Annotated in this window: 10 protein-coding genes; 1 reads left to right on the forward strand and 9 read right to left on the reverse strand. The window is 66.2% G+C overall.

Annotated elements, in window-relative coordinates; all coding sequences use genetic code 11:
• Positions 1 to 114: 114 nt before the first annotated feature.
• The 7 genes from RDU24_RS15350 to RDU24_RS15380 form a co-directional block, all read right to left on the reverse strand.
• Complete coding sequence (locus RDU24_RS15350; RefSeq protein ID WP_308736658.1) at positions 115 to 1,407, reverse strand: mechanosensitive ion channel family protein; 1,293 nt, start codon at positions 1,405 to 1,407, stop codon at positions 115 to 117.
• 24 nt (positions 1,408 to 1,431) lie between these two features.
• A complete protein-coding gene (locus tag RDU24_RS15355) occupies positions 1,432 to 2,349 on the reverse strand; it encodes a UbiA-like polyprenyltransferase (protein WP_308736659.1) in 918 nt (305 codons plus the stop codon).
• A 12-nt stretch (positions 2,350 to 2,361) separates the two neighbouring features.
• On the reverse strand, positions 2,362 to 2,805 hold the full coding sequence (locus RDU24_RS15360; RefSeq protein ID WP_308736660.1) for a DMT family transporter: 444 nt from the start codon (positions 2,803 to 2,805) through the stop codon (positions 2,362 to 2,364).
• 31 nt (positions 2,806 to 2,836) lie between these two features.
• Positions 2,837 to 3,877, reverse strand: a complete 1,041-nt coding sequence (mtgA, locus tag RDU24_RS15365) for a monofunctional biosynthetic peptidoglycan transglycosylase (RefSeq protein WP_308736661.1) — start codon at positions 3,875 to 3,877, stop codon at positions 2,837 to 2,839.
• Between the two features lie 79 nt (positions 3,878 to 3,956).
• Positions 3,957 to 5,036, reverse strand: coding sequence for a magnesium/cobalt transporter CorA (gene corA / locus RDU24_RS15370; RefSeq protein WP_308736662.1), 1,080 nt, complete (start codon positions 5,034 to 5,036; stop codon positions 3,957 to 3,959).
• A gap of 58 nt (positions 5,037 to 5,094) precedes the next feature.
• Positions 5,095 to 5,484, reverse strand: a complete 390-nt coding sequence (locus RDU24_RS15375) for a hypothetical protein (protein WP_308736663.1) — start codon at positions 5,482 to 5,484, stop codon at positions 5,095 to 5,097.
• Positions 5,485 to 5,517: 33 nt separating this feature from the next.
• On the reverse strand, positions 5,518 to 6,396 hold the full coding sequence (locus RDU24_RS15380; protein WP_308736664.1) for a hypothetical protein: 879 nt from the start codon (positions 6,394 to 6,396) through the stop codon (positions 5,518 to 5,520).
• Between the two features lie 543 nt (positions 6,397 to 6,939).
• On the opposite strand from RDU24_RS15380, the gene RDU24_RS15385 reads away from it, so the two are divergent.
• Entirely contained in the window at positions 6,940 to 9,603 is a 2,664-nt protein-coding gene (locus RDU24_RS15385) for a glycosyltransferase (RefSeq protein ID WP_308736665.1), read from the forward strand.
• Between the two features lie 82 nt (positions 9,604 to 9,685).
• Here the strand turns inward: RDU24_RS15385 and RDU24_RS15390 are convergent, their stop codons facing one another.
• The gene (locus RDU24_RS15390) at positions 9,686 to 10,597 is read right to left on the reverse strand and encodes a hypothetical protein (RefSeq protein ID WP_308736666.1); all 912 of its coding nucleotides are present in this window, start codon (positions 10,595 to 10,597) and stop codon (positions 9,686 to 9,688) included.
• 99 nt (positions 10,598 to 10,696) lie between these two features.
• Positions 10,697 to 11,245, reverse strand: a 549-nt coding sequence (locus RDU24_RS15395; protein ID WP_308736667.1) for a hypothetical protein, incomplete at its 5' end; no start/stop codon positions are given.

Below are 11,245 nucleotides of genomic sequence, written 5' to 3' on the forward strand. Positions count from 1 at the left end.
AAAGCGAAAGGTTCCTGTGAACGGCTTTGCGTCCACAGGAACCTTTCGCGCAATGGGGGGGCTGGGGGCCTCAGGCCCCACAGCAGGGGTCCAGGGGGCGGCGCCCCCTGGGTATCATGCGTCTTTCAGCAGTCGCACTTCGCGTTGCGGGAACGGGATGGACACGCCGTTTTCGTTGAAGGCGTCCCAGATGGCGAGCAGCACGTTGCCGCGCACGTTGGCGATGCCGTTGTGCGGGTCTTCGATCCAGAAGCCCACGGACAGGTTGACGGAGGAGTCCGCGAAGCTGTCGATGCGGGCCAGGGGCGCCGGTTCCGGCAGCACGCGCGCGGTCTTGGCGGCGGCCAGTTCCATGAGCTCCATGGCCACGCGCGGGTCTCCGGCGTAGGCCACGCCGACCTCGGCGCGGATGAGCAGGCGTGAGTCGCTGTAGCTTAAGTTGATGACCTCGTTGCCGATGAGGTTCTCGTTGGGGATGAGGTAGGCCTTGCCGTCCAGGGTTTCGATGGCGGAGTAGCGGGCGTTGATCTGGGCGATGCGGCCCTGCACGCCGCCCATTTCGATGACGTCGCCTGGCTTGAGGGACTTGTCGAGCAGCAGGATGACGCCGGAGACGAGGTTCGAGAAGATTTTCTGCAGGCCGAAGCCGACGCCAACGCCAACGGCGCCGCTGAACACGGTCAAGCTGGTGAGGTCCACGCCGATGGTGGACAGGGTGATGGTGATGGCCAGGGCGTAGAGCACGAAGCTGGCGCCCTTGGCGAACAGCACCTGGGCCGAGGGCGAGAGCCCCTGGGCGTTCTGCAGCTTGTCGTCGGTCATGCTGGAAAGCATGCGCGCGGCCTGCATGAGCACCACGAAGAGCGCCACGCCCTTCAGGATGAGCAGGAGCGACACGTGGGACTTGCCCATGGTGAAGCCCAGGTCGTCGAGGAACTCCAGGGCTTGGGCTTCCACGCCGACGGCGTGCAGCAGGGCCATGAGCCACACGGCCCAGGCCACCAGGCGGCCCACGAAGCGGCTTCTGATCAGCGTGCCGGCGATGTGCGCCAGGACCCAGGCCAGCGCCACGGACACGGCGATGGACAGCACCTTGTGCGGTAGGTGGAAGTAGCGTGCGGCGGCATCGCACAAGAGCAGCAGCGCGCCGCAAACGCCTGCCCAGGCGCAGTGCCGGAGCTCGCGCAGCATGGGCTCGATGCGCTGGTCGGCCCGCCAGCCGGTCTGGGGCGCGGCGCCCTTGGCGCCCAGCCGAAGCACGCGGGTCACGGCCCAGGCGGCCAGGCACGCCGCCAGCACCAGCAGGGCCTGGACCAGCGCGGCCTGGGTCAGCAGGTGCTGGCTCACCCAGCCCTGGATGCGGTCGGCCCACTCCGCGGTGTCGCCGGAAAATACGATCTCAGCCACGTCTTGACTCCTGAATGCTTTGGTTCAGCGCGGGAAAAACCAGGGCGAGCCCAGGTGCAGGTCGGCCCAGGCCCCAAGGAACACGAACACCGCGATGACGCCGTTCAAGGTGAAGAAGGCCACGTTGACCTTCGAGAGGTCGTCGGGGCTGATGAGCTTGTGCTCCCAGACCAGGATGCCGCCCACCAGGAGCGCCACCGTGGAGTAGATGATGCCCAGCCCGGCGTACCACCCGGTCATGGGGAACAAAAGCGCGGCGGCGGCGTGCGTCCAGGAGGACGCGAACAGCGCGCGCGGCACGCCCTGGCTGGCGGGCAGGGAGAACAACCCCTGGCTGCGGTCGAAGTCCGCGTCCTGGCAGGCGTAGAGGATGTCGAACCCGGCCACCCAGAAGCTCACGGCGAAGAACAAAAGCACCGCGGCGTAGCCCAGGTGTTGCGGCTGCACGGCCAGCCACCCGGCCACAGGGGCCAGGCCCAACACGCTGCCCAGCACGAAGTGGCACATGGGCGTGAAGCGCTTGGTGTGGCTGTAGAAGGCGCTCCAGGCCAGGGCCACGGGCGAGAGCAGGAAGCAGGTGGTGTTGAGCGCCGCGCAGGCCGTGGTGAAGATGAGCATGCAGGCGAAGATGAAGCGCTTGGTGAACTCCACGGACAGTTCGCCGGTGACCAGCGGGCGGCCCTGGGTGCGCGGGTTCTGGCTGTCGATGTCCAGGTCGGCCAGGCGGTTGTAGGCCATGGCGAAGGAGCGCACGGCGATCATGGCGATGGTGAGCGGCAGGAGCACGTCCCAGCCGGGCATGGTCCAGGTGGCGGCGCCCGTCACGGGCGAAACCGTGCGCGCGGCCAGGAAGGCTCCGGTGAAGGCGAAGGGCAGGGCGAACACGGAGTGCTCGATCTTGATCATGCGGCAGGTGGCCAGGGTGTCGCGCAGCAGGCTCACGGGGTATCCTTTCTAGTATTCGTTGACGAGCACGGCCCCGCCGAAGAGCAGGGCCACGCCGAGCAGGCGCGGCCAGGTGGCCTCGCGCACGGCGAAGCCGATGGCGCCGTGGTGGTCGAGCAGCACAGAGGCCACCAGCTGCCCGGCGATGATCCAGGCCATGAGGCCCGTGGCGCCGAGCTTGAACGCCAGGATGACGCTGACGGCCACGAAGAAAGCGCCCATGGCCCCGCCGATCCAGGTCCACCAGGGCGCCTGGGCGGCCACGGCCAGGCTGGGCAGGGGCGCGCGCGTGCCCAGGATGATGAGCGCCAGGCACACGGTGCCCACGCTGAAGCTGACGAAAGAGGCCACCAGCGGATCGCCCAGAAATTCGCGCAGGCGCGCGTTGATGCCCGCCTGGACGGGCATGAGGGCTCCGGCGAGGAGCGCGGTGAGCATGATCAGGGGCCGCATGGGTCCTCCTTTCGTTGCATGTGGCCGGGCCTCAGGGCCGGGCCGGGGCTTGCGCCGGGGCGGCCGAGTTGAGTGGCACGTATGGATTGGCCGGGTTGACAGGGGCCGCGGGCATGCGTCCGCCCAGGCGCTCTGCGCCGGGCTCCGGCGCTGGCTGCCCCTGGGCCGGGGTGCGCCCGGCCAGGCGTTCCGGCGAGGCCTCCGTGGCGTCCGGGGTGGAGGTTCCGGGCGTGCGGGCGCCCAGGCGCTCCTGCTCGGTTGGGGGAGCCTGCCCTGCGGGGCCGGAGGCTGCTGCGGGCTGCGTCGCCCCGTTTCCTGCGCCGTTTCCGGCTTCAACGCCGGGCTCGTCCTTGGTGTCCATGACCTCCTGGAAGTCGTCGATGGCGATGCCCCGGCGCACCATGATGCTGTGGATGAGGCCCGCGCGGAAGGTCACGTATTTCTGGTCGCTGGTGGCGACGAAGCGGATGGGGTTGGGCAGCACCGCCGCCAGGCGCGCGGCCTCCATGGTCGAGAGCTGGCTTGCTGGCTTGTGGAAGTAGTGGCGCGCGGCGGCCTCGATGCCGAAGATGCCGTCGCCCCATTCGGCCACGTTGACATAGAGCTCCAGGATGCGGCGCTTGCTGAGCGCGCGCTCAAGCCGCCAGGTGAGGATGGCCTCCTTGAATTTGCGGGTGAGGCTTTTCTCCGGCGAGAGGAACAGGTTCTTGGTCAGCTGCTGGCTGATGGTGCTGGCCCCGGCCTTGAAGCGCCCGGCCTTCATGTTCTTCTCCATGGCCTGTTCCATGGCGTCGAAGTCGAAGCCCTCGTGCTGGTAGAACTTGTCGTCCTCGCCGATGAGCACGGCCTTCAGGAGAGCCGGGGAGACCTGGCTGATGGGCACCCAGCGCTGCGTGATGCGCTTTTTCAGGCCTTTTTCGGCCCATTGCTCCTCGCGCCAGAGCATGAACGCGGTCTTGTCCGGGTTCTTCTTGGCGTACTCCCCCACGTCGGGGTAAACGAAATAGGCGGCCACAAAGGCCACGGCCCCGAGCAGGGCCAGCAGCACGAGCCTCTTGATCAGCTTGCGCACCGGAACTCCTTGGTTGGCATGGTCAAGCCTGTTCCCTTTACCCGGAAAGCCCCGGCGCGTCCATTGCCTGGTCCGGGGCTCAGGATTTGGACGACAGCCAGCCCTTGCGCCGGAAGAACAGCAGCATGCCCGCCACCGAGGAGCCCATGACCCCCAGCACCACGAAGTAGCCGTACTGCGTCTCCAGCTCCGGCATGTGCCGGAAGTTCATGCCGTAGAGCGAGGCCAGGAAGCTCAAGGGGATGAAGATGGTGGAGATCATGGTCAGCACCTTCATGGTCTCGTTGAGCTTCAGGCTGACGTTTGAGAGGTACAGGTCGAGCATGCCGGAGAGCATGTCGCGGAAGGTCTCCACCGTGTCCATGATCTGGATGACGTGGTCGTAGAGGTCGCGCAGGTAGGCGTCGGTGCTGTCCTTGATGAAGGGCGTGCCGCCCTTGTTCAGGCGGGAGAGCACCTCGCGCAGGGGCCAGATGAACCGGCGCAGGAACAGGGCCTCGCGGCGCAGGCCGTGGATGGTCTCCAGCTCGCCCGGCGTGGGCGAGACCAGCAGCGCCTCCTCCACCTCCTCGATGTCCTCGCCCATGCGCTCCAGCACCACGAAGTAGTTGTCCACCACGGCGTCGATGAGGGCGTACATGAGGTAGTCCGCCCCGCTCGCGGCCAGCTTGCCGGTGCCCGCCACCAGGCGCTTGCGCACCTCGCCGAAGACATCGCCGCCGCACTTCTCCTGAAAGGTCAGCAGCAGGTTCTCCCGCAGCACGAAGCTCACCTGCTCGTCCTCGATGGTGCGCTCGTCCTCGTTGTAGCGCAGCATCTTGAGCACCACGAAGAGCGCGTTGCCCAGCTCGTCGAGCTTGGGCCGCTGTCCGGTGTGGGCGATGTCCTCCAGCACCAGCGGGTGCAGGCGGAAGATCTCGCCCAGCCGGGTGAGCAAGTCCGCGTCGTGCAGGCCGTCCAGGTTTATCCAGGTCAGGCCCGGCGCGTCGACAAAGGCGGCGCAGGCCTCGGCGCTCGCGGGGCTGGTGCGGCGCACGCCGTCCGCGCCGACGTGGATGACCTCAAGGGTCACGGGCTTGGTCTGCTCGCGGCCGACGTAGGTGACGGTGCCCGGGGGTTGGCCTTTCTTGCGGATGCGGCGGTGCAGGGATTCGAACATGCGGACTCCTTCCGGCTGGCTCCGCGCGGCCGGCGCGGGCGGTGGAACTCGCGGGCGGCTAGGGCGCGGTTAAGAACAGCAGCGGCGCGGCGTAGGCCAGGCTCGTCGCCGTGAACAACGTGGAAAGCACGAGGGAGCGCGGGTCGAGCGCGCGGAAATGCGTGAACTGCAGGCCCAGGCGAAACACCCAGAACCCGGCCAGGGCCGCGCAAAGCGCCCGGCCCAGCGGTGTGGCCGAGATCTCCCCGGTGAACGCCTGCGACAGCCAGGCCGCCGCCAGGAACATAAAGATCAGGCAAAGGTTCATGACGCGCAGGATGCCCCGGTTGACGCGGTCAAGCCCGGCAAGGGACTCGTGCCAGCGGAACAGGCGCGGGAAAGCCAGGTGGAACGCCGCCCAGAGCAGGTGCAGGCCCCCTCCGGCCAGGATGGCGGTGCGTGCTTCCATGGACATGCCTCCCGAAATAGAGCGTTCTTGCGCCTAGGCTCCAAGCAACCTGCGCAGACCCGGTCCGCGTTCGGCCGGGGGCATGCGCAAAAGTGCGTGCAAAAGATCCTGCGCGAAACGGCAGAGGGTGTCCGGGGCGATGCGCGCGGCTTGGGCCGGGCTGCTCAGCGCCTCGAACAGGGCCTGCACCTGTTTGGGGTCGCCGTAGGCCTGCTGAAAGGTGGGCAGGTTCTCAGTGAACATGTCGGCCAGGGCGGCGTCGGCGGTGGCGGGCAGGGGCGCCAGCTGAGGCTTGAGCGCGCTTGAGGCCAGCACCAGAGCCAGCGAGGCGTCGAGCCTAGTGCGCACGCTGCCGCGCAGGCTGGCCAGGGTGGCGGCCTGGATGGGCGTTTGCGAGCCGGGGTGCAGCAGGCCCAGGCAGAGGCTGGCGTCGGAGGAGGACAAAGCCTTCAGCGCCTCCAGCAAGGCCTCGGCCAGACGGGCGGCGGCCTCGTCGGAGGCGTTGCCCAGGCGCGAGAACCCGACGGCCAGGGCCACCCCGGTGGCTTCGTCGCGCAGGCGCTGCTCCACGGCGGCGCGCTCCTGCTCGTCGCCGGTGGCGGCCAGGGCCCTGGCCAGGCGCTGGCGCAGGGTGTCGGCCTGGACGGGCTCGGCTTCCTCAAGGGCGCGCAGCAGGCCCTCAGTGCGGAAGAGGTCGTTGGTGCGGGCGGTGGCGTAGTCGGTGCGGATGCTCTGGGTGAGCGGCTCGCGGGCGAGGAAGCCTCCGGCCAGGCCCACCAGCAGGAAGGCGCTCACGGCGATGACCGCCCGCCGCCCGCGCACGAAACGCGAGCGTCCCCACCAGGCCGCAAAAAGCCCGGCGAGGGCGGCCACGGCCCCCAGCGCCACCCATATCCAGATCGCCTGCTTCATGTTGCCTCGTGCGGCCACTGTGCCTTATTTCGGGACTTGTGTGAAGCCGTGCGACCGGAGGGGGTCATGCGCTCCCCAAACCCCCTTGACGCGAGTGTGCGCAAATATTACACACAACAATTTTTCGCGCGCCGCGGCAACGTAAAGAATAAGCATGAATACAGCATGTTGGCGTGTGGCATGGGGATTGCTTTATTAGTGCCGAACGCGTTGACGCGGGTGGTGTGAGTGCTGTTGTGCGCACAAAAGGTACACTGTTGCCATGAGCGCACAGGCCGAAAGGATCGGGCGACTTGCCTGGACCTGTCGGATGCAGTAGAGGCCCCTCCGCATCTGGTGCTGGACAGCCCGGTGGTTGACGAAAAAGGTTGACGCTTTGCGGGGGTCCATGCGCGTTTTGGCGGCCAGAAGGCCGCTGTTTTTATGGGGTGGGGAAAGTTGCACTGGCCGCCTGGCGGCCACCGGCGAAAGGGCAAAGAGCCAGGGCGCCGGACCGGATCGAGAACCTTAGCCGTTACATGCCACACTGGAGTTGGCGGCACTATGCGCAAGAACGCACTCATCGTGCTTATCGTCTTCGCGGTGAACCTGGGCCTTTGGGCCTTCTTCAACCGCCCGGCTGACCCTCAGCTCGACTTCACCGGCCAGGTCAAGGCCGTGTCCTTCAGCCCCTACCGGGCCGACCAGGACCCGCTCGTCAACAAGTTCCCCACGCCGAAGCAGATCGAGGAGGACATCGTCTTCCTGAAGGGCAAGGCCGGGGCCATCCGCACCTACTCGTCGCTGGACGGCATGGAGCTCATCCCGGGCCTGGCCGACAAGCACGACATGCCCGTCATGGCCGGCGCCTGGCTCGACAAGCGCCTCAAGCGCAACGAGCTTGAGATCGCCGCGCTCATCAAGAACCTGCAGGAGCACAAGAACATCAAGCGCGTGTTCGTGGGCAACGAGTCCATCCTGCGTGGCGACTTCAAGGTGGCCGAGCTGGCGGAGTACATCCGCCGTGTGAAGGAGGCCGCTCCCCATGTCGAGGTGAGCACCGCCGAGCCTTGGCACGTCTGGATCAACAACCCGACCCTGGCCGACAGCGTGGACTTCATCTCCATCCACATCCTGCCCTACTGGGAGCGCATCCCCGAGGAAAAGGCCATCGAGTGGAGCATGAAGCGCTACAAGCAGGTTGTGGAGCGCTTCCCCGACAAGCACGTGCTGGTGGCCGAAATCGGCTGGCCGAGCAACGGCGAGCGCTGGGGCAAGGCCAAGGCCAGCATCGCCAACGAGGCCAAGTTCCTGCGCCAGTTCATGAACCTGGCCGCCCAGCAGAACATCGACTACTGCGTCATGGAAGCCTTCGACCAGCCCTGGAAGCGCCCCCTGGAGGGCGTCGTGGGCGCGCACTGGGGCATCTGGACCGTGGACCGTGAGCTGAAGATCCCCCTCACCGGCGTGATCCTTGAGGACACCCTCTGGCCCGTGCAGTTCGGCGTGTCGCTCCTGGCCTTCATTCCCATGATTATCTTCCTGCACAAGCGCCGCAGCCAGCCCTTCTCCGGGCGCCTGTTCTTCTCGCTCCTGCTGCAGACGGTCTCAAGCTCGCTCGTGTGGATCGCCTTCACCCCCATCACCATCGAGTTTCTGCCCGCCGAGACCGCGGCCTGGGCCATGCTGCTGCCCATGCAGATCGGCCTCTTGGCCGTGGTGCTCATCAACGGCTTCGAGATGAGCGAGATGCTCTGGCCCGAAGGCCTGCGCCGCCGCTTCTACCCCCTGCGCCACGACCTGGACGCCGGGCTGCCCAAGGTGTCCATCCACGTGGCCTGCTGCAAGGAACCGCCAGACATGGTCATTGCCACCATGAACTCCCTGGCGGCGCTGGACTACCCCAATTACGAGGTGTTGCTCATCGACAACAACACCACCGACCCCGGCCAGTGGAAGCCCCTTGAGGAGCACTGCGCCAAGCTCGGCTCCCGCTTCCGCTTCTTCCACCTGGAGGAGTGGCCGGGCTACAAGGCGGGCGCGCTGAACTTCGCCCTGCAGAACACCGCCCCCGACGCCCGGGTCATCGCCGTGGTCGACTCCGACTACCAGGTGCGCCCGAGCTGGCTGCGCAGCCTCACCCCGTACTTCGAGAAGCCGGACATCGCCATCGTGCAGAGCCCGCAGGACCACCGCGAGTGGGCCGGCGACCCCTATAAGACCGTGTGCGCCTGGGAATACGACGGCTTCTTCCGCATCGGCATGGTGCACAGAAACGAGCGCAACGCCATCATCCAGCACGGCACCATGACCATGGTCCGCAAGGCCGTGCTCGAGGAAGTGGGCGGCTGGGGCGAGTGGTGCATCTGCGAGGACGCCGAGCTGGGCCTCAAGGTCATCGAACGCGGCTACCAGGCCATCTACGTGCCCGAGAGCTTCGGCACCGGCCTGACGCCGGACACCTACGCCGGGTTCAAGCGCCAGCGCTTCCGCTGGGCCTACGGCGCGGTGCAGATCCTGAAGCGCCACTGGCGCCAGCTGCTGCCCTGGAACAAGACCACTTCGCTCGACCTGGGCCAGAAGTACCACTTCGTCGCCGGTTGGCTGCCCTGGTTCGCAGACGCCACCCAGATCGCCGTGCTGGTGGTCAGCCTGGTCTGGTCCCTCGGCATGCTGGTGCTGCCCAGGTACTTCGGCACGCCGCTGTCCATCTTCCTGCTGCCGCCGCTGGGCGCCTTCCTGTTCAAGCTGTTCCACTTCATGTGGCTCTACCAGACCCGCGTGAAGTGCGGCATCTGGGAGCGCATCGGCGCGGCCATCGCGGGCCTCGCGCTCACGCACACCATCGCCAAGGCCATCTTCCAGGGCGTGTTCACCTCCAAGAAGCCGTTTTTGCGCACGCCCAAGTGCGAGGAGCGCTGCGCCGTGGTGCGCGGCCTCTTGATGGCGCGCGAGGAGCTCGTCATCCTGGGCCTCTTGTGGCTGGCCGCCGCCGGGGTCATCGCCCGCTACGGCACCGAGAACCCGGACATCGTGACCTGGGCGGTGATTCTGCTGGTGCAGTCCACCCCGTACCTGGCCTCCCTGTGCCTGTCGCTGATCTCGGTGGTGCCGGGAATCATCCCCGGTGTGGACGGCAAGCTCGCCTGCACCAACGCCTGCCAGATGGTCCCCGCCGCTGGCCCGGCCCCGGTTGCCCTCTCCGTGGAGCGCAAGGACAAGGTCTAGCCCCGACGACTTAAAACAACGAACGGCCCGGCCGCCCCGCTGTGGGGTGGCCGGGCCTGTTTGCGTGTTCATGTTGCTGGCGTCAGGGCTTGGGCACGTACTTGATCTTCGTCTCCCCCGAATTGGGTTCCCAGGACTCGCTTGTAAGATCGTACTCCAGTCCGCGTTCCAGGGGGGTGATATCCATGCCATGCAGACTGATGCTGACGCGGTAGCGTGCGCCATGCAGCATCAGTCCTCCCTGTCCGTGCGGGGCGAGGTACGGGGCCAGCATCTGGAGAACGAAGCTGCCGTTTGCGTCGCCTTGATAAGGCTTGGCCAACAGTTTCTCCATCGTCCAGCCGTCCGGTCGCATCGGCAGGTAGTGCAACACGGCATTGCCAGGATCATTGCTGCGGGAAATGGCGAGCAGGTGCGGCGCATGTGCCGTTTCCCAGACGCGAGTGTTCATCCAGTCTTCCGGCGGACACCCCCCCAGATGGACCACATAGGAATCCAAACGCAACGTATCGGTCTGGAAAACCTTCTGGCCAGATAAGCGGACAAGCAGCCTCAGGGAATCGTTCATGGGCAGACTTTCACCCAGGGGCTGCGCGTCCAGATATCTGGGCTGGCCCAACCCTCCGCCAAGCTGAAGCAGGAGCGCGGGTTGGGCCTCCAGGTTGATCTCCATGACCGAGGTCTGTATGCGGCCACCGGGCAACGCTGCCTGTCGGTCGATCCTGTAGCGTTTTGGGTTGGCCACAGGGAACTGGCGTATGCGTTCAGGCACGGCCCTTAGTTCCTTCCAACGTAGGGCCACTGGGCCGCGCCAGAGGTATGACCTCGACCGTTTGTCCCAGAGATCCTCCACAAAGCCCACGTACAGGCGCTCGCCACTGCCGTCGGGTTCCGGCACGGAGAACATGGACACACCTGAAGAGAACGGTCCAAGCATTGGCGGCGCCTCATGGGTGCCGGTGCTGACGATTCGCCGGGCCAGGGGGTCGCTCATGCCATACTCCTCCACAACTTCCGCCGCTTGTGCTGGGGCTGCGAGGCTGAGCAGAATGAGCCAGAGTGTCAAGAGACGGATCATGCCGGGCTCCTTGCTTCACTTGCGGTACACATTGATGTGGTAGTGGTCTCTATGCCCTTCAATGAGACTCCGATCTCTGTCGTCATTCGGGTCTAATGACCTCCACCTCTGAAATTTGTCTCTTCCCCAGCAGCCGGAGGGTCCGAGAACTTGATTGACGTTGGGATCCTTCTTCGCCTGCGCCACCATGTTCTCCGCCGCCTTTCGCGCCCGTTCTGCCTCCGGGGTTTTTGGCGCTGCAAGTTCACCTACGGAAACGCCGTTGATCTTGTTGATGTCCACGGCGCGGCCCTCGGTGTGGGGGCCTGTCCCGACTTCCCTCTTGCCACTGTTCACGTTGAGGGAATCCAGTTCAGGGTTGCCCTTCCGCAGGTTCTCCACAGAGTCCCGTGTTTTCTGTTCCAAGTCTTGATGCGTCGGCTCGCGATTGGGCACATCGTTCTTCCACGTCACCTCAGCCGAGGCCTTTTCCGGTGGTGGCACCGGATCGAGCACTTCCTTCGACACTTCCCCGCGCACCTCAGTTCCGCCGGAGAGTCCGCCTTCCTCATATAAGGCCTGTTC

Origin of the sequence: Humidesulfovibrio sp. (genome assembly GCF_031082295.1) — a bacterium.
Lineage (GTDB): Bacteria > Desulfobacterota > Desulfovibrionia > Desulfovibrionales > Desulfovibrionaceae > Humidesulfovibrio.

What these genes read in the sequence shown, in the direction of transcription:
- corA (WP_308736662.1), bottom strand. Translation starts at nt 5,036, where the DNA reads ATGTTCGAATCCCTGCACCGCCGCATCCGCAAGAAAGGCCAACCCCCG.
- RDU24_RS15385 (WP_308736665.1), top strand. Translation starts at nt 6,940, where the DNA reads ATGCGCAAGAACGCACTCATCGTGCTTATCGTCTTCGCGGTGAACCTG.
- RDU24_RS15390 (WP_308736666.1), bottom strand. Translation starts at nt 10,597, where the DNA reads ATGAGCGACCCCCTGGCCCGGCGAATCGTCAGCACCGGCACCCATGAG.
- RDU24_RS15375 (WP_308736663.1), bottom strand. Translation starts at nt 5,484, where the DNA reads ATGGAAGCACGCACCGCCATCCTGGCCGGAGGGGGCCTGCACCTGCTC.
- RDU24_RS15360 (WP_308736660.1), bottom strand. Translation starts at nt 2,805, where the DNA reads ATGCGGCCCCTGATCATGCTCACCGCGCTCCTCGCCGGAGCCCTCATG.
- RDU24_RS15380 (WP_308736664.1), bottom strand. Translation starts at nt 6,396, where the DNA reads ATGAAGCAGGCGATCTGGATATGGGTGGCGCTGGGGGCCGTGGCCGCC.